Genomic DNA, 24,623 nt, shown 5'->3' on the forward strand with positions numbered 1-24,623 from the left:
ACAGAACGAAAACTCTCGTATTTATCGTATGATTTTCAGATACTTATTTCACAACACGCCCTCCCGTAAAAGGTACTCGGGCACCGCTGTCGGCCAACAAGATTTCGGCGACCGGAAGCGGCCCGACCCAACGGGTTCAACACGCTCAGCCTGCACCTGAAACAATGCGTTGCAGCATTCCTTATTGGGAAATCGAGACAAGGTCGCACCCGGCACCCTGCGGCAATGAAAGCGTGTACATGCATTGCGGTGCCTGTTTGGCCTGAAAGATGTTCGCCACTCTCCCGTGCCGGCGGGCTCGCAATCATGACACAAAACCCTAAACAGGCCGAACGATCACAGAACCGTCAAAATCTCGAATTAGGCAATATCTTTCGGGCATTCGGTGTCGTAAATCCCAATGCATAAACATTTGACGTTTTAGATCAAACACTGCATGAAGCAGGATCTGGCAAGCTGCGACGTCCGGACAGGCTACTGACAGCTTGTATCAGACGGGTTTGATCTTAAAACAGAGCTTTACGAAGGACCGGACAGGTATCTATGCATTTTGGCCCTTTCCATAGTGCACAGCCCCCCCGCATCGAATTGGGTGACGAGCCGCCATTGCGCGGCTATGAAGGCCGCAGCGGTATGTCTGACAAACGCCAGGTATCCCTGCGCTGGCTTGCTGGATCGGTCCTGACCGGCGTGACCTCGCTGGTCCTGATGGGTGGCGCCTTGATGGCGGCCCTCGATGGCCAGTACAGTGTTGAGGCGGCGGCCTCCACCGATGCCTATCTTGCGGGACTTTCAGCTTCACCAGGTGGCAGCAGCAAGGGCGACCGTGTTCTCAAGACCGCAGCGGAATATTCCAGCAAGAACACGATCGACGTCAATGTCGTCGCCCGGGTCGGCGACAAGGATCATGTCCGGGTGCAACCGCACGTCTTTGTCAGTGCCTCCCTGGCAACGCGCAAGGACCCGGAACTTGCCGATCTGATACCGGCGTTCAACCCGCTGAGCATGTTCTCCGATAATCAGGACGACGCATCTGGTGGCACCCTGATCGACACAGCGACCTCGCAGATTGCCGATTCCATATACGGTGCAAAACTGGAAAGCGAAGTCAGCATCAGTCTTGCGCCGTTTCCCGCGTCGAGCCCCAGCATAGACATGGACGAGACACCCTCGGAAAGCGAGGTTGAGCTGATCGTACGCGAATCTGCGCGAGCACTTGCGATCAATTCCGTGGAGACCGCGGCCAAAACTCTTGTTGACCCCGGCCGGTTCGATTTCAATCTGGCGCTTCAGCCCGATCTGGAACGATATGCCGTCCGCATCACACCGGAGAACGTTTCCTTCGTGTCGAAACGGGATGAGGAAATCCGGTTCACGGGAATGGAAGAAAACATCGTGCCGATCACCGAGGGTCAGAACCTTGTTGATCTGCTCCTCGACTATGACGCCAACGACGTGGAAGCTGGAAACATCGCCTCCTCTTTCGCAAGCCTCTTTGGGATATCCGAACTTGAAGACGGTCAACGGCTGCGCATCGCTTATGCACGATCGCCCGAGGATCTGGAACGGATGCGCCCGGAACGGGTGTCGCTCTACACCGACACCGAACATCAGGCGACGGTTGCTCGTTCGGATAGCGGCAGATATGTCCGGGCAGAAGAACCGAGCACGTTTCTTGCCGATGCCTTTGCCGAAGCCGACCGCGTTTCCTATGGCGGTCCGACACCTGCCATCTACGACAGCCTCTACCAGACGGCTCTTGAACAGGAGATGCCGGAGGAAATCATTGATGACCTCGTGCGCATGTTCTCGTTTGATGTCGACTTCAATTCACGGGTCCAGCCGGGTGATGCCCTGGAGCTTTTTTTCACACCCGGCGACGAAGACGCCGCACCCAAGATCCTCTATGCCGCCCTCAATACCGGGAACACCAAACGCGAGTTTTATCGCTACAGGACATCTGATGACGGGGTCACTGATTTCTACGACGCGTCCGGACAGAGTGCAAAGAAGTTTCTCGTCCGCAAACCGGTCAACGGCGGCAAATTCCGGTCCGGTTTCGGCATGCGACGCCACCCCATTCTCAAATACACCAGGATGCACCGCGGCGTCGACTGGTCGGCTTCGCGCGGCACACCGATCATAGCCGCCGGAAACGGCAGCGTGATAAAAGCAGGTTGGGCCTCCGGCTACGGCCGCCGTGTCGAACTGCGTCACACCAACGGCTATGTAACCACCTACAGTCATATGACGAGCTTCGGCAAGGGCATCCGGGAAGGAACGCGTGTCACCCAGGGCCAGATCATCGGCTATGTCGGGTCTACGGGCCTGTCAACAGGACCGCATCTTCACTACGAGGTCCTGGTCAATGGCAGATATGTTGATCCCATGCGGATCAAGCTGCCAAAGGGACGAACGCTTGACGGCGAAATGCGGACCAGCTTCGAAACAGAGCGCTACCGCGTAGACACTCTCCTGGAACGGGCACGCAAGCCGTCCCGTGTAGCAGCGGTCAACTGAGACGCAGTCCACAAACTCCCTATACGGCGACAGAAAACCCGCGGGACAAGAAGTCCCGCGGGTTCTGATTTCCGAGCACGACGAAATGCGTCTCTTAGGCTGCTGCGCTTTCCGAGCCGGCAACCTGAAATACGAGCCGGTCGGCTCCGGCGGAGACATCGACTGTCTGCCCGTCCAGAATGTCGCCGGCCAGCAGTTTCTCCGCAAGCGGATCCTGGACATCCTTCTGGATGACCCGCTTCAGGGGCCGGGCGCCATAGGCAGGATCATAACCTTTCTGGGCTAACCAGCCGAGCGCGCCGTCATCCAGGTTCAGCGTGATTTTCCGGTCCACCAGAAGCTTTCGCAACCGCGCAAGCTGGATCTTGACGATCGCCCCCATCTGCGAACGCTGCAGACGGTGGAACAGGACAATTTCGTCCAGACGGTTCAGGAACTCAGGTCGGAAATGTCCACGGACTGCCGACATGACATCATCCCTGACAGCATCACTGTCCTGACCTTCGGGCTGGCTGACCAGAAATTCGGAACCAAGATTGGACGTCATGATGATCAGCGTGTTGCGAAAATCCACGGTGCGACCCTGACCATCGGTCAGTCGGCCATCGTCGAGGACCTGCAACAGCACGTTGAAGACATCTCCATGCGCCTTTTCGATCTCGTCGAAAAGAACCACCTGATAGGGCCGCCGGCGGACGGCTTCCGTCAGGGCGCCCCCTTCCTCGTAGCCGACATATCCGGGAGGAGCACCGATCAGCCGGGCAACGGAATGCTTTTCCATGTATTCCGACATATCGATCCGTACCATGGCGCTGTCGTCATCAAACAGGAAGCTCGCCAGTGCCTTGGTCAGCTCTGTCTTGCCCACACCGGTCGGGCCGAGGAACATGAAGGAACCGATCGGCCGGTTTGGATCCTGAAGACCCGCACGCGCCCGGCGCACCGCCGTCGAAACGGCGTGAATGGCTTCCGACTGACCGACCACGCGATCCGCAAGCACATCCTCCATGCGCAGCAGCTTTTCACGCTCGCCTTCCAGCATCTTGTCGACCGGAATGCCGGTCCACTTCGATACGACATGGGCAATATGCGCGGGTGAAACGGCCTCGTCCACCATCGAATCCTTGTCCTCGGAGGCTTCCGCGTCTGACAGCTTGCGCTCCAGGTCCGGTACAACGCCATAGGCCAGTTCACCCGCCTTTGCCAGATCCCCCTGGCGCTGAGCGATTTCCAGATCGGTCCGAGCCTGCTCGAGTTGCTCCTTGATCTTCTGTTCAAGATTGAGCTTTTCCTTTTCGCCGAGCCAGCGGTTCGTCAGGGCCTGCGACTGCTCTTCCAGATTGGTGAGTTCCTGCTCGAGCCTTTCAAGCCGGTCGCGCGATGCCTCGTCACTTTCCACCTTCAACGCTTCACGCTCTATCTTCAGCTGAATGATCCTGCGATCCAGTTCGTCCAGCTCTTCCGGTTTGGAATCGACCTGCATACGCAAGCGGCTTGCCGCCTCGTCGACAAGATCGATCGCCTTGTCAGGAAGAAACCGGTCGGTGATGTAGCGGTTGGAAAGGTTCGCCGCCGAGACTATCGCAGAGTCGGTAATGCGCACACCGTGGTGGAGCTCGTATTTTTCCTTGATACCACGCAGGATCGACACCGTGTCCTCAACGGTCGGCTCCGAAACGAAAACCGGCTGGAAACGACGCGCCAGCGCGGCATCCTTTTCCACGTGCTTGCGGTATTCATCCAGCGTCGTTGCACCGACGCAATGAAGTTCTCCGCGCGCAAGGGCGGGTTTCAGAAGGTTGGACGCATCCATCGCACCGTCCGCCTTGCCTGCGCCGACCAGCGTATGCATTTCATCGATGAACAGGATGATGCCGCCTGCAGCCGCTTCGACTTCCGAAAGAACTGCCTTCAGGCGTTCCTCGAATTCGCCGCGATATTTGGCACCGGCAATCAACGAACCCATGTCCAGCGCAAGCAACTGCTTGTCCTGCAAGGATTCGGGAACATCACCATTGACGATCCTCAGCGCCAGGCCTTCGGCAATCGCGGTCTTGCCGACCCCTGGCTCGCCGATCAGAACCGGATTGTTCTTGGTTCTGCGGGACAGCACCTGGATGGTTCGCCGGATTTCCTCGTCACGGCCAATAACCGGGTCGAGTTTGCCGTCACGGGCGACCTCTGTCAGGTCCCGGGCATATTTTTTCAAGGCTTCATACTGGTTTTCTGCAGTCGCGCTGTCGGCTGTCCGGCCCTGGCGCAACTGGCTGATCGCATCGTTTAGCCCGTTCGGCGTAATGCCGTGTCGCTTCAGAAGCTTGCCGGCTTCACTGCCACTATCCATGGCAAGGGCCAGCAACAGGCGCTCGACGGTCACAAAACTGTCTCCGGCCTTTTCAGCGATCTTCTCGGCCTGTTCAAACAGGCGTGCCGTTCCCTGGGCCATATAGAGCTGGCCGGAACCACCCGAAACCTTGGGCATTTTGTCGAGAACGCATTCCAGATCCCCCTTCAGGGCCTTGGTCTGGCCGCCAGCTCGTTCGATCAGTCCGGTAGCCATGCCTTCCTGATCGTCCAGAAGAACCTTCAGAACATGTTCAGGCGCAAATTGCTGATGGCCCCGCCCAAGAGCAAATGTCTGGGCGGATTGAATGAATCCCCGGGCGCGTTCAGTGTATTTTTCAAAGTTCATTATCTACCTCCTACCCGTTCGCACCACCCGAAGCGTGGGGAACGTTGTTGGATACGGACCCCTTGGAGGGCATCCGTACAGCCTCATCGAGCACTGCCCCCTTTATATAGTGTTGCATTTTCATCACAAAACCCCCTTTGGGCCGAAATCCGCACAACAAAAAACGGCGCCCGTTGGGACGCCGTTTTTCACCGTAAAACCATATTCGAAGCGGTTATTCGGATGTCGCTGTCGCTTCTGCGGGAGCTTCTTCAGCGGTTTTGGCCCGCCGTGTCCGCGTCGTGCGCCGGCGTGGTTTCGTCTGCTCGTCCTCTGCAGTCGCTGCAGGCGTTTCTGCAGTTTCCGCAGTTGCTTCGGGAGCCGCTTCCGCACTTGCTTCGGTCGCCGCACGCCGCGGTGTCCGCGCTCTGGGCGTCCGTGTCCGACGGCGCGGCTTGTCTTCGCCACCGGCGTCGTCTGCCTCTGCGTTCTGTCCGGCGCCGTTGACCTGGCCTTCCTGGTCGATCACCGGCATGTCCTCAATGAAAGGCTGCGGGCTGTTTGCGTCAACCACATCCCCATCGGGGGTCGCGCGCTGTTCCTGCGCTGGCCGCTCTGAGCCATTGACGGGAGGTGACGCAGCACCGTTCGCGGCAGCCGATTCGCCTCCCTCTTCAGCCTCATTGCGTGCATGTTGCTGAGTAGCAGGTTGTTGTTGCGGCTGTGCTGCAGCGACTATGCGGAGATAGTGTTCCGCATGCTGGTTGTAGCTCTCGAACATCACCCGGTCGCCTGAGGCTTGCGCGTCTCTGGCTAGCTGTTGATACTTTTCCGCAACATGCATCGCCGTGCCGCGGATTTTCACATCAGGACCGTTTGATTCGTAAGTCCGGGTTAGCGGGTTAGGTCCTTTGCGGCCCCGACCTCGCATACGCTTATTGCTTTGATTTCCTGGTCTCATCCTGCCGTTTTCTCTTGCGGAACGGCGGCCAGACAACTGCTGACCCAACATCGGAATTTTCTCAAACCGATACGAAATACCTACCGAAACCAACAATGCTGGTTAGCGGCTGTCTTTGAAAACACACGCAAAGCATAAAAGGCCGACGGCCCGCGCTTTCGTCTTTCTCTTCGACAGTCCGAAACACCGGAAAGCCCGATTTGCAGCTGGCTCCATCGCGCTGAAAGTGCGCCTGTCACCATTCTGCCGGATGCGTATGCCCCGCTGAACGCTGATAACATCTCCGGTCTCGGCGAGTCGCAACCTAACCGTTTCCGTCGGGATTTCCAAGTGCTTTTTCGTGAATGGATCAAAACGGACAAATTATGCCCTGCGGGCCAGCACAACACGATCGTTTCCGGAAAGATCCTTAATGATTTCAATTGCTCCAAAGCCATGATGACGCAGCTGTTTTTCCACATCAGCAGCTTGATCAAACCCTATTTCAAAGGCGATTCCGGTGCCTTTTTTCATGAGCTTCGCCGCATCCGTAATAATACAGACATAGGCCTCAAGTCCGCTTTTGCCGCCGTCGAGAGCAAGAAGCGGATCGAAGTGAATCACTTCCGGGTCAAGAGTCGAAAGAACGTCCGTTTGGATATAGGGCGGGTTGCTGATGATCCAATCCGGCCCGTCAGAACAACTTGTGTCAATGGAAGACAGAAAATCGGCGCAGACCGCCTGGAACCGTGTGTCGACGTCATGCAATCGTGCATTCCCCGCGGCACATGCCAGCGCGTCTTCAGACAAGTCGAATGCAATTGCCTGGCACAATGGCAGTTCTGCCAGAAGAGTGACAGCAATCGCACCGGACCCGGTGCCGATGTCCCAGATCACGATGGGCCTGTCCGACATCGTCCGGTGTAGAACCGCATCGATCAGAACCTCTGTGTCCGGTCTCGGTTCAAGCGCAGCCGAATTTAAAAGAAAACGTCTGCCATAGAATTCCCGTTCACCGAGAATGCGGCCAACCGGCATGCCCGCAAGGCGCAGTTTCGCCTTTTGACCGATTTCAGCAACGGTTGAGGTCGCGATTTCCCTACGTTCATCGAGAATCAGGTCAGAAATACTCAAGTCCAGCAATGTACTGACAAGTATCCTGGCATCCAGATCGGCGGCCGGCAAACCCGCCGCACGAAACCGGTCCCGGACCTGTCTGTAGAGCTGGCCCAACTGCATGATCAGGCATCTTCGGATGCGAGCAGATTGGCCTGATGATCCACGATCAGGGCTTCAATGACCTCTCCGAGCCCTTCGCCGGCAATGATCTGCTCGAGTTTATAGAGTGTCAGCCCGATCCGGTGATCTGTTACGCGGCCTTGTGGAAAATTATAGGTGCGAATTCGTTCGGACCGGTCGCCTGACCCGACCTGCAGACGGCGCGCTTCCGTTCGCTCGCTCGCAGCCCGTTCGCGTTCTTCGTCATAAATGCGTGCGCGCAAGAGCTGCAGCGCCCTTGCCTTGTTCTTGTGCTGAGATCTCTCGTCCTGCACCGCAACCACAATCCCTGTCGGCAGGTGGGTGATCCGGACGGCGGAATCGGTCGTGTTAACGTGCTGGCCACCAGCTCCCGACGCACGGAAAGTATCAATACGCAGATCGCTTTCCTGAACATCGACATCGACGTCCTCAGCCTGCGGCAGAACCGCAACCGTCGCAGCAGACGTATGAATCCGGCCACCTGATTCGGTCGCCGGCACCCTTTGAACCCTGTGCACCCCGGATTCGAACTTCAATCGAGCAAAAACGTTTTCACCTGAAACCGATGCGATCACCTCTTTGTATCCGCCGACTTCTCCCTCGCTTGCCGAAAGCACTTCCACTTTCCAGCCCTGCAGTTCGGCAAAACGCTGATACATGCGAAACAGGTCACCGGCGAAAAGAGCTGCTTCGTCGCCGCCTGTTCCCGCACGGACTTCTAGGATCGCATCGTTGGCATCGGCTTCATCCTTCGGCAGGAGACCGATACGTACTTCCTGCGAAAGATGCTCCACACTGCCGTTCAATTCGTCGCGTTCCATCTCCGCGAGTTCGCGCATTTCTGCATCGATGTCGGGATCGGACAGCAGGGCTTCTGCGCCGGCCAGATCCTCCTCCGCCTTGATGAGAGCCCGGATTCTTGTGACCAGCGGTTCCAGCCCAGCATATTCACGGGAAAGTTTCACATAGGCGGCAGCATCGGGTCCGGTCGACATCAGATGTTCGATTTCGGCGAACCGATCCAGCAGATTATCAAGTTTGTGACGCGCCAGCATGAGCGCATTTACTCCTTGGTTCGGTCCGGGCAACGAATATTACCCGAACCAAGTGCAGATTTCGAAAATGAGCGACGCTCGAGAAAGCAATTCCCATTTTGTGTATTCACCACACCAGTTCAGCCGCCTCCGGACCGGCCGGTTTCGGTCCGACTTTCCAGTTCCTTGAAGTGCGGGCCAGACGGCGTCTTGCCCCAAATCGTGGCGTTCTTGTTAAGGGCGCGGTTTCATCGATGTGACGCATCCGCCGGTGCTATAGGGCAACGTCGGTTTCGGAAGCAAATCTCCTCAAGACATCGCGAATATTGCTATCATCGTGTCCAGGTTCAAGTCTTGGAAGAAGCCTTGCCGAAAGACGCCCGACATCAAGCGTTCGAAGCATGGCCTTTACGGGGCCAAGCGAGGCAGGCGACATCGACAGGTCCCTGTATCCAAGCCCCACAAGAGCCATTGCCTCCAGTGGCCGCCCCGCCAGTTCGCCACACAGCGTTACGGGAACATGAGACTTGTTTGCCGCGTCAACAATTGATTTCAAGGCTCTGAGGAAGGCGACATTCAACGTATCGAAGCGCTCGGCCACCCTTGTGTTGCCGCGATCAACAGCGCAAAGAAACTGAAACAGGTCGTTCGAGCCGACAGATACAAAATCTACGTAAGTCATCAATTCGTCGAGCTGAAACAACAAGGACGGCACTTCAATCATCACGCCCAGCTTGATATGTTCAGGGGTCGCGTGCCCGTGCCTGCGAAGATGCTTGACCTCCTTGTCGACCAGCGCCTTTGCTTTCAGAAATTCATCGACCTCCACGACCATCGGAAACATGAACTTCAATTCGCGGCCGGCAGCGGCATGCAGGAGTGCACGGATTTGCGTTCTTAGCAGGCCCGGCCTGTCGAGCCCGAGTCGCAGTGCTCTCCAGCCCATGGCCGGATTTTCTTCCTGGATCGAACGCAGATAAGGCAGGACCTTGTCACCGCCGATGTCAAGCGACCGGAAGGTCACCGGCTTTCCATCGGCAACATCCAGCACCTGAGTGTACTGAGCCTGCTGTTCGCGCATCCGTGGGAAGGAGGAAGCGACCATGAATTGCAGTTCAGTGCGGAACAGGCCTACTCCGGCTGCACCAGATTCGGCCAGGTGAGGCAGATCGATCAAAAGACCGGCATTCATCTGCAGGGAAAATTCCACGCCGTCCTTCGTCACCGATGGTTTGCCGCGCAACCGCCTGTATTGGGCCTGACGTCTCGCCCTGAACCTGACTTTCTCGGCATAGGCATTTTCAAGGTCAGCGGCGGGACGAAGATGAACTTCCCCCGTGTCCCCGTCGACAATGATCGCGTCGCCGCCATCTGCCATGCTCACGATGTCTTCAACCAGACCCACAGTCGGAATGCCGAGGGCGCGGGCAACGATGGTCACGTGGCTTGTCGGCCCTCCTTCTTCCAGGACCAGGCCGCGAATCCTGTCGCGGCCGTAGTCAAGAAGCTCCGCCGCGCCCATGTTTCGTCCGACAATGATCGCGTCTTGCGGTAACTCGCCCAGGCCCGGTCCGTGCTCACGGCCCATCAACTCTCTGATCAGCCGGTGCGCAAGATCGTCGAGATCATGCAGACGCTCTCGCAGGTATGGATCCGTCTGGCGGAGCATGCGGGCCCGTGTGTCGCTTTGAACCTTTTCGACAGCGGCTTCCGCGGTAAGGCCGTTTTTGATCGCGTCTTCGATCTTGCGGATCCAGCCACGGTCATAGGCAAACATGCGATAGGCTTCCAGAACCTCTCGATGTTCCCCGGATGCCGCGATCTCGCCACTTGCCAGAAGGTCGTCGATCGACAGCCGAAGCCTGTTGATGGCGCCTTCAAGGCGGCCTGTCTCCTGATCGGTATCTTCTGCGATCAGGTTTGTGACGACGACACGCGGTTCATGCAGCACGACATGGCCCAGGCCGACACCTTCCGACAGACCGGCGCCGGTCGCGGTGATCGGCCTCGACAGGTCAAGCCCGGTCGCCTCCTGTGCGATTGCTTCCAGTTCTCCGGCGGCAACCATTTCGGCAATCACCATTGCCGTTGTCTGCAGCGCCTCGACTTCGTCTTCCAGATAAGTCCGGTGAGACTGGTTCTGTACAACGAGCACGCCCAGGGTCCGGCCGGCGCGCAGAATGGGTACCCCGAGAAATGAATTATAGGCTTCTTCACCTGTTTCCGGCAGATAAGCGAAACCGGGATGGGCGCTGGCATTGGGAAGATTCAGCGGTCGCGCCTCAGCCGCAATCAGGCCCACGAGGCCCTGGCCGACACGCAACGATGCATTATGAACCGCTTCCCGGTTCAAGCCTTCGGTCGCATAGAGTTCGAGAACGCCATCCGCGCGCAGAATATAGACCGAACACACCTCGGCGACGACATTCGATGCAATCAGCACGACGATCTTGTCGAGTCGCTCCTGCGCCGTAATCGGTTCCGCCATGACTTCGCGGAGCCTGCGGAGCAATAGGCGCGGTCCGGCTAGGTTGCTGCGCATCGCGCCCCCGTCTTGTTCCGCTTCAGGCAAACTTCGGTTCCGTTGAGGTCGGAGTCGCCCGCCGGTTAAACTATCCGTCTAACCCGTATAGCGAATGGAGAGTCCGCACTGCAAGTTCTGCGTAAGCAGAATCAATCAGGACAGAGATTTTGATTTCAGATGTCGTGATCGCGCGGATGTTGATTCCCTTGGAAGCGAGCCCCCTGAAACACTGCGCAGCAACACCGGCATGGGAACGCATTCCGATGCCGATTACGGAAACCTTTACAACGTCGGTGGCACCTTCGACATTCTGGAAACCGATATCCTCGCGGTTGTCATGCAGTACCTTCTTCGCCCGCTCGAAATCACCTTCAGGTACCGTGAACGTGATGTCCGTGGTTTTGCCGTCCGGGGAGATGTTCTGAACAATCATGTCCACGTTGATGTGCGAATCGGCGAGCGGACCGAACACGGATTCGGCAACGCCCGGTTTGTCCGCAACGTCACGGAGAGAAATCTGGGCTTCGTCCTTGGCATAGGCGATGCCCGTGACTACCTGCTGTTCCACGAGTTCTTCCTCGTCGCAAATTAAAGTACCAATCGGAAGGCCGTCTTCGCCGGCCTGCGGAGCATCGGGATCGTCGAAACTGGATCTCACGAATGTCCTGACATTGTGCACCATCGCCATTTCGACGGAACGAACCTGAAGAACTTTCGCTCCAAGCGACGCCATTTCCAGCATTTCCTCGAAAGAAACGCGCTCAAGTCGCTGCGCTCGCGGCACGATGCGCGGATCTGTCGTATAGACCCCGTCCACGTCTGTATAGATATCACAGCGGTCCGCCTTGACTGCAGCGGCAATCGCAACCGCGCTCGTATCGGAACCGCCCCGGCCCAACGTGGCAATCCGGTTGTCCGGGGATATGCCCTGGAAACCGGCCAGCACCGCGACCTGCCCCTGCTCGAGCCTTTCGGTCAGGAAACTTCCATCGATTTCGCGAATGCGCGCTGCACCATGGTTTTCATCCGTCTTGATCGGGACCTGCCAACCTTGCCAGGACCGGGCGTTTACGCCCATTTCCTGCAGCACGATTGCCAGAAGACCGGACGTGACCTGCTCACCCGACGCAACGACTGCATCATATTCGCGCGCATCATGGAGCGGCGCGGCTTCGCGGCAGAATTCCACCAGCTTGTTGGTCTGTCCGGCCATGGCCGAAACCACCACCGCGACCTGGTGTCCGGCTTCCACTTCCCTTTTGACATGGCGGGCGACATTCCGGATGCGATCCAGATCAGCAACCGAAGTTCCCCCAAATTTTAAAACCAGTCGGGCCATACCACTCGTATTCTGTCTATCGTGTCGTGAAGCGCCGGGCGCTCCGGGTGGATCGGCGCACATGCATACAGGCGTTGATGCGTTGCTGCAACACCGCTTGTGCTGCGCTCACTTGACATATGGTCAAAGACACTGAACGACAGCTAAACAGTGACACACCGCAGGAGAAGCAGCAGGCTTCACCCGAAAAGAGGATCCTCCGATGACAGGCAAGGCGCATCAGACGGCAGGTACGATCGACGAAGACGAGGTCGCCCGGTTTTCCGCAATGGCCAGCGAATGGTGGGATCCGACTGGAAAATTCAAGCCACTCCACAAGTTTAACCCGGTTCGCCTCACCTATATCAAGCAGGAAGTCTGCAAGAAGTTCGGACGGGATCCGAAGGCGTCTGACGCCTTCAAGGGATTGCGATTTCTTGACATAGGCTGCGGCGGCGGTCTTTTGAGCGAGCCCATGGCGCGCCTGGGTGCTGAAGTTGTCGGCGCCGATCCATCCGAAACCAACATCAAAATCGCAACCCTGCATATGCGGGAGTCCGGTCTAAAGATCGATTACCGCGCGGAAACAGCCGAAGACCTTGCTGCCGCTGGCGAAACGTTCGACGTCGTCCTCAACATGGAAGTGGTCGAACATGTCGCGGACGTTCCGCTGTTTCTTGAATCAACCGGCAGCATGGTTCGCCCCGGTGGCTTGATGTTCGTTGCGACCATCAACCGCACACTCAAGGCTTATGCTCTGGCCATCGTGGGCGCGGAATATGTCCTTCGCTGGCTGCCGAAAGGCACGCACTCCTATGAAAAGCTGGTGAAACCGTCGGAAATCGAAGGCCCGCTTAATGCGGCTGGCCTCAGGATCATCGACCGATCGGGCGTGAGCTACAACCCGGTGACCGATACCTGGGCCCGGTCCAGGGACATGGACGTCAACTATATGCTGCTGTCGGAAAAACCGGACGCAGCCTGATGAACGACCCGATCGTTTTCGTGCCGGGGCTCTTGTGCACGGAAGCGCTTTATGCACCCCAGATCGCCGCTTTCGCCGATCGTCCGATCCTGGTTGCGAACACCCGTGAAGATGACAGTATCGCAGCGATTGCCGCGCGTCTTCTGGAGGAGGCTCCGAACCGTTTTTCCCTGATCGGCCTATCGATGGGCGGATATGTTGCGATGGAAATCCTGCGGGCTGCACCGGGGCGGGTCAGCAGGGTCGCCTTGTTGAATACCTCCGCACATGCCGACAGCGAAGATCAAAAAAAGCGCCGTAGCGTGTCGATAAAGCTGGCAAGACAAAGGAGCTTTGCGAAGGTTCCGGATCTCTTTTACGCCGGTTTCGTCCATGAGAAGAACGACGACAATGAGCACCTGAAGTCGATCGTGACCGAGATGGCCCTTGAAACGGGACCGGAGGCTTTCGTCCACCAACAGACCGCGATCGCGAACAGGATCGATTCACGACCGTCTCTGTCTGCAATCTCCTGTCCTGCGCTGGTTCTTTCCGGCGATGGCGACCGGCTGATCCCGCCTGCGCTGTCCGTTGAAATACACCACCTCATACCGGGAAGCGAGTTGGCTATCGTCAATGACTGCGGCCATTTGTCCACCCTTGAAGAACCCGGCACCGTGACTGCAAAACTGAGGAATTTCCTGAACCGTCCGTGACTTGCGCCGGGCCCTGTGCACGAACCGGAAAATCATTCGGAATTTCTTGATCCCTGTCAAAGATCTGCATTGCAGCAGGGCTAGAGTTACGGCAGGCTAGGTTGAAAAGCCCGGCAAGGACCGGGAGAAACCCTTGACGATGCCGCACCAACCCCGGCCTGGCGCTCACAGCCGGCCGAAAATGCATGACAGACGAACAAGCGGAGGATCTCTCATGCCGACCAAACGCAATCCAAGTGCCTTCGAATTTCCGGCATTTCAGGTCGATTGGCCAATGCCGACTTTCTCCAACTGGGCATTCGCCCAACCCGAGGACCGGGTCGAGGACAAGACGGTTACCAGTCTCCAGAAAATGGGTACCACCATGTGGTCACATGCCGAGAAGGCATTCGACGATCACATGGAATTTGTCAGCCATCGCCTCCATGAAGACTTCGAATGCGCCAAGTCCCTGAGCCAATGTGTTGCACCTGAACAGACAGTGGAAACCCTGCAGGCGTTTTACTCGAAAATGGCGACTGAGTATCAGGAGCATTTCGAAAAGCAGGCAGCACTTTTCCGGAACAGTTATTCGGAAAACGCAGCCGCGGTCGAAGAACTCAATGAAACGGCGATGGAAAACGTCAGCGAGATGACAAGAGCTGCCGAAGAGAGTCTTCAGGCTACGAACTCGCCAGCCCCCAAAAAACGGTCCGGCGGGTCCGCCGCCAAAAAGGCTGAATGAGAACACGGTGACAGCCGCTAACGTTCTCGCATCCCGGCTCTCAAACCTGAAGCGGCCGGGATGCGCTGCCGATCAGTTCTTGTCTTCGGGAAGCTCCGGCAACGGCAATACGGATATGCCTTCGTCAAGAAGCTCTGCAGCGTCCTTCGGAGTGGTTTGACCGTAAATGCTCCGTTCTTCCGCCTCACCGTAGTGCATCTTTCGGGCTTCGGACGCGAATTTCGCGCCGACATTCTCCGAATTCTCGATTATCTGGGTACGTACCTGACGCAGAGCCTCCAGGACTTCCTTCTGGCGCACGTCTCCCGGAAGCAATGCCGAAGGCTGCAATGCGGTATCGGCTGGTGCCGCCGCAACAGATTTTACCGGTTTGGTAGCCTCGGAAGCCGCTGAGACGCTTTCTGCATCGCGAACCGGAAGCCGCGCTTCCTTTTTGCGGGAAGTTGACACCGCAGGAGCCATGAGCCCCTTTTCGACATTCACCGACCCGCAGACCGGACACGCAACGAGCTTGCGGCCGCGCTGGGATTCAAAATCGTCGGAATTCCGGAACCAGCCCTCAAAACCATGTTTGGCTTCGCAAACAAGCGTGTATTTGATCAAGCCGGTTCCTCCTTCAGGCTCTCGGTGACATGACAGACAAATTCGCGTTCGTTTGTGATAGCCGGAATGCGGGCTCGTGCCTTTTCAACGGCAGTCGTATCGATCTCGGCAAGAACAAATCCCGGTTCGTCACTATCCAGTTCCGCGATCACGTTTCCCCAGGGATCGACAACGATACTGTGCCCGAATGTCTCGCGCCCGTCTTCATGAAGGCCGCCCTGTGCCGCCGACACGACAAAAGCACCGTTTTCGATCGCTCGGGCGCGCTGTAGCACATGCCAATGGGCCTTGCCAGTCTGCCGGGTAAACGCAGCCGGAGCTGTCAGGATTTCAGCGCCGGCGCGCGATTGCGAGCGGAAAATCGCCGGAAAGCGGATATCATAGCATATCGCCAGCCCAAGCCTGGCAAAGGGCAGGTCTGCAACAATTGCCTGATTTCCGGCTTCGTAAGTCGACGACTCACGCCAACTCTCGCCGTTGTCCAGATCCACGTCGAACATATGGATCTTGTCGTAGGTCGCAAGGATGCCGCCGTCCGGGGCAATCAGAAAGCCGCGATTGGCAGCCTTGCCGGATTTGGTCAGAACCGCAAGAGATCCGACATGCACGAACAGACCGAGTTCAAGCGCCAACCGGCAAGCGGTCTGCAGGAAAAAATCCTGCTCGGGAACGGAGATCCGCTCCAGCAGCTCTTCACGCCGCTTCACCAGCAGGTTCGACATCTCGGGAGTCTGTACGTAGGTAGCGCCTTCTCTGGCCGCCGCCCGGATCAGTTGCTCCGCCTGATCGGTGTTGTCCGTCAGGCTCTTTGAGCTACGAAGCTGAATGCATGCTGCAGTGAAGGTGGCCATTCGATCGCCTTGTGCTCCGGCACAATTAAGGTGTTTGGCGCCTACTTAATCAGGATGCCAGCAAGGCGTCCAGTTTACCCGCGCGTTCCAGATCGTGCAGATCGTCGCAACCGCCGACATGTGTCTGTCCGACAAAAATCTGCGGGAAGGTTGAATGCCCATTGGCCTTTTGAACCATTTGCTTGCGCAGCCCGCCGTCAAAGGTCGCATCGTATTCCTTGTAGGCAACGCCCTTCTTGTCGAGAAGGCGTTTCGCGGCAGTGCAAAAGCCGCATAACTGCCTTGTGTAGATTTCCACCGTGGCCATGTTTTCGTTCCTTTCACCCGACCTTTTCGCCGTCTGTTACAGCGGCAACTTTCAAAGTCGGGCGTTATATGCGTTCAGCTGAACGAAACACAAGGCGGAAAAGACCCGCTCATGGCACCACCATCCCGTCCCCATTGTTTCGGGAAGGGTCTGCCAACGCAAATGTGAGCACGTCGACAGATGATGCGCCTGCTGCCAGCAAGGTTTTTGTACATGCGGCAATCGTCGATCCCGTCGTGATCACATCGTCAATCAAAACAACGTGACGGCCGTTGAACTGACCGGCGCGGTTCTTGTCGAATGTGAAGGCAGACCGAACGTTCTTGTGACGCTCTTTGGCCGACAACCCGACTTGCCTTCGTGTCCGCTTCGAACGCCGTAGCAGATCAGGTTCGTAGTCCCCACCGCACTCTTTCGCAATGACTTGCGCCAGTGCGGCGGACTGGTTGAACCGCCGGGACAGCAGGCGGCTCCAATGCAGGGGAACTGGTACAATAACGCTGTCGGTTCTCAGAAATTCTCGTCCCGCGCTGTTCATCCATCTTCCCATCGGCCTGGCGAGTTCCCGCCGGCCTGCGAACTTGAATGCCAGTATGAGATTTTGAGCGGACCCTTCATAAAAGGCAACTGATCTCAGGCGTTCGAAGTCAGGCGGCGACGCAATGGCACGCGGGCTCCAGGCTTGCTCGCCCAGATCGAAGGAAAAGGGAGTGCCCAACCGATAGCAGACCGGTTTTTCGATAAACGGCATGCCGTGCCAGCAAACAGGGCACAATCCGTCTTCAGATCCGACCCTGGTATCACAACACAAACAGCGAAGCGGCAGCAGGGCATTCAATGTAACCCTTTGAACACCATGAGAAAAGCTTGTCAATTTTTCGCGTATCGGAATCAAGTGCTTAATCTCTGAATGCAGAACTGCGCAGACAGCAACCTATAAGTGTTGCGCAGTGATTTAAACCCCGAATCGCGATTGAAATGGCTTTGACCTGCCTTGGCGGATATCTTATGTGAGCGCCCAACGCATGATTACCGTCAGGAATTCACGTGACCACGCAGCATGACCTGTTTGACCGCAACCTCTACGCAACCAGGCGCCACCGGGCATTGCGGGTGGGCGGCGCGGAAGCGGACTTTCTGCTGGCCGAGGTCGCGAATGACCTGGAAGACAGGCTCCACATTGTAAACCGGTCATTCTCCACGGCGCTCGACCTCGGCGGCCACACAGGCCTCGTGTCCCGGGCAATCGGCAATACCGGCAAGGCGGAAAGAACTCTCAGGGCCGATCTTTTTGTCGCCGACCCGCGGTTGCCGGCGCCGGACTTCATTTTGGACGACGCCCTGCTTCCCCTGAAGGATCAGTCAATCGACCTCATCGTCTCGGCACTGAACCTGCATACCGTCAACGACCTTCCGGGGAGCCTGGTTCAGATCCGCCGCGCGCTCGTTCCGGACGGACTGTTCCTGGCGGTTCTGCCGGGAGCAGGAACTTTGACGGAACTGCGCGACAGCCTGACAAGAGCTGAACTCGAAGTCACGGGTGGAGCAGCCGCCCGTGTCCTTCCTTTTGCGGACACTCGCGATCTGGGCAGTCTGCTGCAGAGAGCAGGCTTTGCATTGCCGGTGACTGACAACGACAACGTCACTGTGCGATACGACGACATGTTTGGGCTGTTGCGTGACTTGCGCAGCATGGGAGCCACTTCCGTATTGAAAGAAAGCGCCAGGGTCCCCTTGTCCCGCAAGACTGTTTACCGCGCAGCTGAATTATATGCGCAAAACCATGCCGACAACGACGGCAGGATTCGTGCAACATTTTCACTGGTAACCCTGTCCGCATGGGCCCCACACGACAGTCAGCAAAAACCGCTGCGTCCTGGATCGGCTAAAACGAGACTGGCCTCTGCATTAGGAGTGCGGGAGCAAAAGATTTGAAGCTCGAAAAAACACGAGTTGAAAATACTGATTGATAATACCGGGCACCGACTACGGCGTCGTTTTTGTCGAATTGTTCAGCGTCGTTGCAATGGTGCCGAAAACATCATCGCGCATCGTTGTTCCGATCGGCCCCAGACCGAGAATGATAATCGTCCCCAGAAGCGCGACAATCATTCCATATTCGATCGAGGTAGCTCCGCTCTCGTCAGCCAAGAACCGGGTCGCCAGTTTTTTGACTGACTTCTTTCTCATCAAATAATTTTCCAATTCAATCACTCCCGCCCGACTGGGACTTTGCCTTGCTGCCTTAAACCGCGTCGATCAGGTGCGGAATGAGAGGTTCGTCTGCTGCCGGCATCGGATAGTCTCTCAATCTGACTGCGCGTACCCACTTCAGAGACTGGTTTTCCTTACCCTGAGGAACTCCATCCCATCTGCGGCAAATGTAAAGTGGCATGAGCAAATGAAAATCTTCATAAGTGTGACTTGCGAATGTCAGAGGTGCCAAACACGCTTCGTTAACCTCGATACCGAGTTCTTCACCAAGTTCCCGAATCAGCGTTTCTTCAGGCCGCTCACCCGCTTCGACCTTACCACCGGGAAATTCCCACAATCCGGCCATGGATTTGCCTTCAGGACGCTGCGCCAGCAATATCCGCCCATCCACGTCGACAAGCGCGCAGGCTGCAACAAGCACTATTTTTGTCATTAAATTCGTTCCAGTTTCGAACCGGCGGAAAAGGGCTTGTTAATCATCTTCGCCATTGCGCTGTAACAAATACCTATTTTCAATCAGCTGCGGTAATCGCCATTGATCGCGACGTATTCCTTTGTCAGGTCACACGTCCAGACAGTCGAATGGCCATCTCCAAGTCCCAGGTCCACGCGAATGATGATGTTTTCTTCTTTCATGACGGCTGACGCGGCATCTTCGCTGTAATCCGGATCTCGCTCACCCTCCACGGCAACCCGCACGTCGCCGAACCAGATGGCAAGCCGGTCCCGGTCAGCCGGTTCTCCGGCCTTGCCGACAGCCATGACAATTCGTCCCCAGTTGGCGTCTTCACCTGCGACGGCGGTTTTGACGAGCGGCGAATTGGCGATTGAGAGGGCTATCTTTCTGGCTGATTCATCGCTTTCGGCGCGTTCGACGCTGATTTCAACGAACTTCCGCGCGCCTTCACCATCACGCACGATCTGGTGAGCAAGGTCCTGCATGACGTCGCGAAGCGCTGCACGCAGCACTTCGGTCCTGGGATCATCCAGCGACGAGACCGGCTCAACGCCGCGCCCGCGCGCGCTGCCAGTTGCGAACAACAGAACCGTATCCGATGTGGAGGTGTCGCTGTCGACCGTTATCGCATTGAAACTGCTGCCGGTTTCAACACTCAGAATGTCCTGCAGTACGTTGTTCGAAATTGCCGCATCGGTAAAGATGAAGGACAGCATGGTCGCCATGTCGGGAGCAATCATTCCTGCCCCCTTGGCAATCCCGTTGATGGTGACGGTTTCGCCATCCAGGTCGATACTGCTGGTGGCCAGTTTGGGGTAGGTATCGGTCGTCATGATGGCCTTGGCTGCCTCAAGCCAGGCCTGGCCATCTTGCCCAAAGGTGAGGTCATCCACCACATGCGCGAATTTTTCTGCCGGAAGCGGCTCTCCTATCACGCCGGTCGACGCAAGAAATATCCCGTCTGTCGGACAGTCCAAAGCCCGGGAGACAATGTCGGCCGAAAGCTCCACAGCCGCCTTGCCTTTCTTTCCGGTAAAGGCATTCGCATTCCCGGAGTTCACAAGAAGGGCGCATGCGTTTCCGCCATCGAGCCGATCCCTGCACCAGTCTACAGGCGCTGAAGTGCATCTGGACTTTGTGAACACACCCGCAACGGTCGTTCCTGCAGCAAGGGTTGCGAGCAAAACATCGGTTCGGTCCGCATATTTGAGACCGGCTGCGGCTGTTGCGAATTGCACGCCCTGAATCTCAGGCATGTCGGGATAGGATTTTGGCGCAAGTGGCGAAACGGTCGTCGACATGACAGCTGTCCTGATGAATTGTACTTTTCCGCTGTGATTAGAGAGCACCATTGGCAAGCGCAAGTTTTTTCGGACATGCAATACAGAAGCTCTGCCATCAAAAAACCCGGCGGAAACATCCGCCGGGTCCAAGGCACTCCATCGGAAGCACTATTCGGCTTTCTCACCCTGCTTGCTTGGAAGTTCCAATGAATCATCGAGAACTTCAACCGCAATGGCATCCTTGAGTTCAGCCATCTTGGCTTCGTACTGTTCGCGGATAAGACGCTGACGCAAGTCACCTGCAACAGTTTCGAACGCCGGTTTTTCCTGGCGGCGCTTGTTTTCAAGCTTGATAACATGCCACCCGAATTGCGTTTCGACCGGCTCTTTTGTGTATTCGCCGGGTTCCAGGGTAAAGACCACGTCCTCGAACGGCTTGACCATTTGCCCTTTGCCGAAATAGCCGAGGTCGCCTCCGTTGGGGCCTGATGGCCCGGTTGATTTTTCCTTGGCGAGTTCAACAAAATCGGCGCCACCGTCAAGTTCCTTGATCAGCGCTTCGGCTTCCGCCTTGTCGCTCACCAGAATGTGACGCGCATTGACCTCCTCGGGTCCCTCGAAATCCTTGAATTCTGCCTCATAGGCAGCCTTGAGAGCTTCGTCGGTGATGAGGCTGTCGATCTTCTGGGAGATATAAGCATTGCGCAGGGCCTGCAGTTCCAGGAACTCCAGCTGATTCTTGAAGTCGGGATCCTGATCAAGGCCATCCTGCCGCGCAGCCTGCGCGAGAAGCTCCATGTCGACGACGACGTCGAGAAGGATTGCCCTCCACTGGTTCGGCGGGAAACGTTGCAATTGCTGGCCAAGGTCTTGTGCGGCAAATGCAATATCGGCTTCCGTTATTTCCGCATCCCCCACTCTTGCAACCACATCTCCAGGCTCGGCGGCACTGAGTGAGGCGGATCCGAGCGTCATGGCCAGAAGGGAAACGGCAACAGCCTGAACCGGCCTGCGCATCGAAATTCGGAACATGAGAAGTCCTTTACGTATAGGAATAGTAACTTTCGTCCCCTCAATCCGGAGGGCGCGGGTACTTTGCCTATTCCAGCGGCGTTGACAAGCATAGAGCCCCCTCTTATCTGTCGGGCGTCCCTGCTTTCAGGCTGGGATAGCATCTTTTCGGCCGCGTTCACCGGCCAGCGCGTTGCGCTTGGCGGCAACGTGGACAGCAATTGAGACGATTTCATGGGTGGGCGCCAAATTGCCAGTTGGTGCCGCCTGGTAGGGAAGGACCGCCACATGGCTGGCCTTGGCGCTTTAGCACGTAAGCTTTTCGGTTCGGCAAACGACCGGAAGATCAAGACATTTCGGGCAACGGTCGATCAGATCAATGCCCTCGAACCGGAAGTCCAGGCATTGTCGGACGAGGCCCTGAGGGCACGGACCGATGCGTTTCGCGACCAGTTGAAAAACGGCGCGAGCATGGAGGACATTCTGGTTCCGGCCTTTGCGACTGTCCGCGAAGCCGCGCAGCGAGCGCTCGGGCAGCGTCATTATGACGTGCAATTGATCGGCGGTATGGTGCTGAATTCCGGTCAGATCTCGGAAATGCGCACGGGTGAGGGTAAAACCCTCGTTGCCACGGCGCCGGTTTATCTGAACGCGCTCACCGGTAACGGCGTTCATGTCGTTACGGTGAACGACTACCTCGCACAGCGCGACAGCGAATGGATGGGCCAAGTCTACAGGTTCCTTGGCCTGACCGTCGGCTGCATCACGCACGGCCTCTCCGACGAGGAACGCCGCGCCGCCTATGACGCCGACGTGACCTACGGAACCAACAACGAATTCGGTTTCGACTACCTGCGCGACAACATGAAGCACGACCGGGCGTCAATGGTGCAGCGGGATCACTCCTTTGCCATCGTCGATGAGGTCGACTCGATCCTGGTCGACGAAGCCCGGACACCACTGATCATTTCCGGCCCGCTCGAAGACAGGTCAGAATTCTACAACACGGTGGATGCCTTCATTCCCAGCCTGACGGAAGAAGACTACGAGCTGGATGAAAAGCAGCGCTCGGCAACCTTCACCGAAGCGGGCAACGAGAAACTCGAGAGTTTGCTGGCAGAAGCGGAACTCCTCAAGGGCGACTCTCTCTATGATGTTGAAAACGTCTCGATCGTCCATCACCTTCAGCAAGCTCTGAAGGCGCACAAGCTGTTCCAGCGCGACAAGGATTACATTGTCCGCAACGATGAAGTGGTCATCATCGACGAGTTTACTGGCCGCATGATGCCGGGCCGCCGTTTCTCCGAAGGCCTGCACCAGGCACTGGAGGCACGCGAGAAGGTTCGCATTCAACCGGAGAACCAGACACTCGCGTCGATCACGTTCCAGAACTATTTCCGCATGTATGACAAACTTGCCGGAATGACTGGCACGGCGTCGACGGAAGCCGACGAATTTGCCGATATCTACAAGCTCGAAGTTGTGGAGATCCCGACCAACCTGCCAGTCACGCGCGTGGACGATGACGACGAGGTCTACAGGACTTTCCAGGAAAAATTCAATGCGATCGTCAAGCTGATCGATGACTGCAAGGTTCGGGGCCAGCCGATCCTTGTCGGAACGACATCGATCGAAAAATCAGAACTTCTGGCTGAAATGCTGAAGAAGCACGGTTACAAGCAGATCGACCTGAGCGATCCGGCCGCTTTCGCGGCGGCACAGAAAAAAGACGACGGCAAGTCGAAGGTATTTGCAGTCCTGAATGCCCGTTACCACGAACAGGAAGCCTTCATCGTTGCGCAGGCCGGCTTGCCCGGCGCCGTTACGATTGCAACCAACATGGCCGGCCGCGGCACCGACATTCAGCTCGGTGGCAATGCCGACATGCAGATTGCCATGGAACTCGGCGACATGCCCGAGGGCGATGATCGCACCTCCAAAGAAACCGAAATCCGTGCGGAAGTCGAGCGCCTCAAGGAAAAGGCGCTGGCAGCGGGCGGCCTCTACGTAATCGGCACGGAGCGGCACGAAAGCCGCCGTATCGACAATCAGCTGCGCGGCCGGTCGGGCCGTCAGGGCGATCCGGGTCATTCCAAGTTCTTCCTCTCGCTTCAGGACGACCTGATGCGCATCTTCGGGTCCGAGCGCATGGATTCCATGCTCCAGAAACTCGGACTGGAGGAAGGCGAGGCAATTATCCATCCGTGGATCAACAAGGCGCTTGAGAAGGCCCAGCAGAAGGTCGAAGCCCGAAACTTCGACATCCGCAAGAACCTCCTGAAGTTCGACGACGTGATGAATGACCAGCGCAAGGTGGTGTTCGACCAGCGTATTGAACTTATGGACAGCGAAGCGATCCAGGATGCCGTCACCGACATGCGTCACGACGTCATCGACGGCCTTGTCGCAGCCCACATTCCCGAAAAGGCATACCCGGAACAGTGGGACACCGAAGGTCTGCAGGAAGAAGTCAAGAAATACCTGAACCAGGACCTTCCGGTAAAAGACTGGGCAGCCGAAGAAGGTATTGCCGAGGAAGAGGTTAAGGACCGCCTGCGCCGCACCGCCGACGAGGCCATGGCGCAGAAGGTTGCCAAGTACACGCCGGACATCATGCGCCAGGTTGAAAAGGCGATCCTGCTGCAGACCCTCGACAACCTGTGGCGCGAACACCTTGCCAATCTGGACCACCTGCGATCGGTTGTCGGATTCCGCGGATACGCCCAGCGCGATCCGCTTCAGGAATACAAGACCGAAGCCTTCACCTTGTTCGAATCCATGCTGGCACAGCTGCGTCAGATGACGACCGCACAGCTGCTGCGCGTCGAACTGGTCACGGAACAGCCGCCACAGATGCCGGCTGAACCGGAAATGCACGCCCATCACATCGACCCGCTCACCGGCGAAGACGAGATGGCAATTGCCGACGCCCAGTTGAGGCCGGTAGCGGCAACCGAACGCGATCCTGAGGACCCCTCTACCTGGGGCAAGGTTGGGCGGAACGAAGCCTGCCCCTGCGGATCGGGCAAAAAATACAAGCATTGCCACGGTGCGCTCGTCTGACGCCCGCTAATAGTTCCGAAGTCTCCATAGGGGCTGTACCTGATAGGTGCAGCCCTTTTTTGCGTCACGCGATCGACAGGCAATATTTGAAAATGCGGATCCAGATGGACCCGAAAAGTGCGGGGTACAGCGATTTTGCGTTTCAGCCGGTGTCAGAAGCCGA

Annotated in this window: 20 protein-coding genes; 6 read left to right on the forward strand and 14 right to left on the reverse strand. The window is 57.1% G+C overall.

Annotated features, from left to right (window positions below; translation table 11 throughout):
• The first annotated feature begins 633 nt into the window (after nucleotides 1-633).
• Entirely contained in the window at nucleotides 634-2,520 is a 1,887-nt protein-coding gene (locus tag ACO6TI_RS02020; protein ID WP_208993658.1) for a M23 family metallopeptidase, read from the forward strand.
• A gap of 94 nt (nucleotides 2,521-2,614) precedes the next feature.
• Here ACO6TI_RS02020 and clpB read toward each other — a convergent pair whose 3' ends face one another.
• From clpB to ACO6TI_RS02050, 6 genes are all read right to left on the reverse strand, one after another.
• Nucleotides 2,615-5,212, reverse strand: coding sequence for an ATP-dependent chaperone ClpB (gene clpB / locus ACO6TI_RS02025; RefSeq protein WP_422384241.1), 2,598 nt, complete (start codon nucleotides 5,210-5,212; stop codon nucleotides 2,615-2,617).
• A 214-nt stretch (nucleotides 5,213-5,426) separates the two neighbouring features.
• The gene (locus ACO6TI_RS02030) at nucleotides 5,427-6,203 is read right to left on the reverse strand and encodes a DUF4167 domain-containing protein (protein WP_422384242.1); all 777 of its coding nucleotides are present in this window, start codon (nucleotides 6,201-6,203) and stop codon (nucleotides 5,427-5,429) included.
• Nucleotides 6,204-6,515: 312 nt separating this feature from the next.
• A complete protein-coding gene (gene prmC, locus ACO6TI_RS02035) occupies nucleotides 6,516-7,370 on the reverse strand; it encodes a peptide chain release factor N(5)-glutamine methyltransferase (RefSeq protein WP_422384243.1) in 855 nt (284 codons plus the stop codon).
• A gap of 2 nt (nucleotides 7,371-7,372) precedes the next feature.
• Nucleotides 7,373-8,446, reverse strand: coding sequence for a peptide chain release factor 1 (prfA, locus tag ACO6TI_RS02040; RefSeq protein WP_055114382.1), 1,074 nt, complete (start codon nucleotides 8,444-8,446; stop codon nucleotides 7,373-7,375).
• Between the two features lie 253 nt (nucleotides 8,447-8,699).
• Nucleotides 8,700-10,967, reverse strand: coding sequence for a phosphoenolpyruvate--protein phosphotransferase (gene ptsP, locus ACO6TI_RS02045; RefSeq protein ID WP_055114384.1), 2,268 nt, complete (start codon nucleotides 10,965-10,967; stop codon nucleotides 8,700-8,702).
• Between the two features lie 70 nt (nucleotides 10,968-11,037).
• On the reverse strand, nucleotides 11,038-12,288 hold the full coding sequence (locus ACO6TI_RS02050) for an aspartate kinase (protein ID WP_029062445.1): 1,251 nt from the start codon (nucleotides 12,286-12,288) through the stop codon (nucleotides 11,038-11,040).
• A 202-nt stretch (nucleotides 12,289-12,490) separates the two neighbouring features.
• Here ACO6TI_RS02050 and ubiG point away from each other — a divergent pair, with 202 nt between their 5' ends.
• From ubiG to ACO6TI_RS02065, 3 genes are all read left to right on the forward strand, one after another.
• A complete protein-coding gene (gene ubiG, locus ACO6TI_RS02055; RefSeq protein ID WP_422384244.1) occupies nucleotides 12,491-13,252 on the forward strand; it encodes a bifunctional 2-polyprenyl-6-hydroxyphenol methylase/3-demethylubiquinol 3-O-methyltransferase UbiG in 762 nt (253 codons plus the stop codon).
• Nucleotides 13,252-13,947 carry an alpha/beta fold hydrolase gene (locus ACO6TI_RS02060; RefSeq protein ID WP_422384245.1) on the forward strand — a complete coding sequence of 232 codons (696 nt, stop codon included), beginning with the start codon at nucleotides 13,252-13,254 and terminating at the stop codon, nucleotides 13,945-13,947. The genes ubiG and ACO6TI_RS02060 overlap by 1 nt, the downstream gene beginning before the upstream one ends.
• Nucleotides 13,948-14,161: 214 nt before the next feature.
• On the forward strand, nucleotides 14,162-14,671 hold the full coding sequence (locus ACO6TI_RS02065; protein WP_209004565.1) for a hypothetical protein: 510 nt from the start codon (nucleotides 14,162-14,164) through the stop codon (nucleotides 14,669-14,671).
• Between the two features lie 72 nt (nucleotides 14,672-14,743).
• Here the strand turns inward: ACO6TI_RS02065 and ACO6TI_RS02070 are convergent, their stop codons facing one another.
• The 4 genes from ACO6TI_RS02070 to ACO6TI_RS02085 form a co-directional block, all read right to left on the reverse strand.
• Nucleotides 14,744-15,274, reverse strand: a complete 531-nt coding sequence (locus ACO6TI_RS02070; protein ID WP_055114392.1) for a DUF1178 family protein — start codon at nucleotides 15,272-15,274, stop codon at nucleotides 14,744-14,746.
• Nucleotides 15,271-16,125 carry a carbon-nitrogen hydrolase family protein gene (locus ACO6TI_RS02075; protein WP_422384246.1) on the reverse strand — a complete coding sequence of 285 codons (855 nt, stop codon included), beginning with the start codon at nucleotides 16,123-16,125 and terminating at the stop codon, nucleotides 15,271-15,273. The genes ACO6TI_RS02070 and ACO6TI_RS02075 overlap by 4 nt, the downstream gene beginning before the upstream one ends.
• A 49-nt stretch (nucleotides 16,126-16,174) precedes the next feature.
• Nucleotides 16,175-16,432, reverse strand: a complete 258-nt coding sequence (grxC, locus tag ACO6TI_RS02080; RefSeq protein ID WP_029062451.1) for a glutaredoxin 3 — start codon at nucleotides 16,430-16,432, stop codon at nucleotides 16,175-16,177.
• A gap of 109 nt (nucleotides 16,433-16,541) precedes the next feature.
• Nucleotides 16,542-17,306, reverse strand: coding sequence for a ComF family protein (locus ACO6TI_RS02085; RefSeq protein ID WP_422384247.1), 765 nt, complete (start codon nucleotides 17,304-17,306; stop codon nucleotides 16,542-16,544).
• Nucleotides 17,307-17,479: 173 nt separating this feature from the next.
• On the opposite strand from ACO6TI_RS02085, the gene ACO6TI_RS02090 reads away from it, so the two are divergent.
• Nucleotides 17,480-18,367, forward strand: a complete 888-nt coding sequence (locus tag ACO6TI_RS02090) for a methyltransferase domain-containing protein (RefSeq protein ID WP_104702429.1) — start codon at nucleotides 17,480-17,482, stop codon at nucleotides 18,365-18,367.
• Nucleotides 18,368-18,418: 51 nt separating this feature from the next.
• On the opposite strand, the gene ACO6TI_RS02095 is transcribed toward ACO6TI_RS02090, so the two are convergent.
• From ACO6TI_RS02095 to ACO6TI_RS02110, 4 genes are all read right to left on the reverse strand, one after another.
• Nucleotides 18,419-18,622: a Flp family type IVb pilin gene (locus ACO6TI_RS02095; protein WP_104702700.1), complete on the reverse strand. Its 204-nt coding sequence runs from the start codon at nucleotides 18,620-18,622 to the stop codon at nucleotides 18,419-18,421.
• Between the two features lie 55 nt (nucleotides 18,623-18,677).
• Complete coding sequence (gene mutT / locus ACO6TI_RS02100) at nucleotides 18,678-19,079, reverse strand: 8-oxo-dGTP diphosphatase MutT (RefSeq protein ID WP_029062454.1); 402 nt, start codon at nucleotides 19,077-19,079, stop codon at nucleotides 18,678-18,680.
• Between the two features lie 83 nt (nucleotides 19,080-19,162).
• Complete coding sequence (gene argJ / locus ACO6TI_RS02105; protein ID WP_196893924.1) at nucleotides 19,163-20,404, reverse strand: bifunctional glutamate N-acetyltransferase/amino-acid acetyltransferase ArgJ; 1,242 nt, start codon at nucleotides 20,402-20,404, stop codon at nucleotides 19,163-19,165.
• Nucleotides 20,405-20,554: 150 nt separating this feature from the next.
• Nucleotides 20,555-21,418: a peptidylprolyl isomerase gene (locus tag ACO6TI_RS02110; protein WP_055114406.1), complete on the reverse strand. Its 864-nt coding sequence runs from the start codon at nucleotides 21,416-21,418 to the stop codon at nucleotides 20,555-20,557.
• 267 nt (nucleotides 21,419-21,685) lie between these two features.
• On the opposite strand from ACO6TI_RS02110, the gene secA reads away from it, so the two are divergent.
• Complete coding sequence (secA, locus tag ACO6TI_RS02115) at nucleotides 21,686-24,460, forward strand: preprotein translocase subunit SecA (protein ID WP_196879782.1); 2,775 nt, start codon at nucleotides 21,686-21,688, stop codon at nucleotides 24,458-24,460.
• The last annotated feature ends 163 nt before the right edge of the window (nucleotides 24,461-24,623 follow it).

This window comes from Roseibium album (assembly GCF_965233825.1).
In the GTDB taxonomy this organism is placed as follows: Bacteria; Pseudomonadota; Alphaproteobacteria; order Rhizobiales; family Stappiaceae; genus Roseibium; species Roseibium album.

Bases quoted from the DNA above. Each gene is read 5' to 3' on its own strand.
- ACO6TI_RS02020 (WP_208993658.1), top strand. From the start codon at position 634: ATGTCTGACAAACGCCAGGTATCCCTGCGCTGGCTTGCTGGATCGGTC.
- clpB (WP_422384241.1), bottom strand. From the start codon at position 5,212: ATGAACTTTGAAAAATACACTGAACGCGCCCGGGGATTCATTCAATCC.
- ACO6TI_RS02030 (WP_422384242.1), bottom strand. From the start codon at position 6,203: ATGTTGGGTCAGCAGTTGTCTGGCCGCCGTTCCGCAAGAGAAAACGGC.
- prmC (WP_422384243.1), bottom strand. From the start codon at position 7,370: ATGCAGTTGGGCCAGCTCTACAGACAGGTCCGGGACCGGTTTCGTGCG.
- prfA (WP_055114382.1), bottom strand. From the start codon at position 8,446: ATGCTGGCGCGTCACAAACTTGATAATCTGCTGGATCGGTTCGCCGAA.
- ptsP (WP_055114384.1), bottom strand. From the start codon at position 10,967: ATGCGCAGCAACCTAGCCGGACCGCGCCTATTGCTCCGCAGGCTCCGC.
- ACO6TI_RS02050 (WP_029062445.1), bottom strand. From the start codon at position 12,288: ATGGCCCGACTGGTTTTAAAATTTGGGGGAACTTCGGTTGCTGATCTG.
- ubiG (WP_422384244.1), top strand. From the start codon at position 12,491: ATGACAGGCAAGGCGCATCAGACGGCAGGTACGATCGACGAAGACGAG.
- ACO6TI_RS02060 (WP_422384245.1), top strand. From the start codon at position 13,252: ATGAACGACCCGATCGTTTTCGTGCCGGGGCTCTTGTGCACGGAAGCG.
- ACO6TI_RS02065 (WP_209004565.1), top strand. From the start codon at position 14,162: ATGCCGACCAAACGCAATCCAAGTGCCTTCGAATTTCCGGCATTTCAG.
- ACO6TI_RS02075 (WP_422384246.1), bottom strand. From the start codon at position 16,125: ATGGCCACCTTCACTGCAGCATGCATTCAGCTTCGTAGCTCAAAGAGC.
- grxC (WP_029062451.1), bottom strand. From the start codon at position 16,432: ATGGCCACGGTGGAAATCTACACAAGGCAGTTATGCGGCTTTTGCACT.
- ACO6TI_RS02095 (WP_104702700.1), bottom strand. From the start codon at position 18,622: ATGAGAAAGAAGTCAGTCAAAAAACTGGCGACCCGGTTCTTGGCTGAC.
- mutT (WP_029062454.1), bottom strand. From the start codon at position 19,079: ATGACAAAAATAGTGCTTGTTGCAGCCTGCGCGCTTGTCGACGTGGAT.
- argJ (WP_196893924.1), bottom strand. From the start codon at position 20,404: ATGTCGACGACCGTTTCGCCACTTGCGCCAAAATCCTATCCCGACATG.
- ACO6TI_RS02110 (WP_055114406.1), bottom strand. From the start codon at position 21,418: ATGTTCCGAATTTCGATGCGCAGGCCGGTTCAGGCTGTTGCCGTTTCC.
- secA (WP_196879782.1), top strand. From the start codon at position 21,686: ATGGCTGGCCTTGGCGCTTTAGCACGTAAGCTTTTCGGTTCGGCAAAC.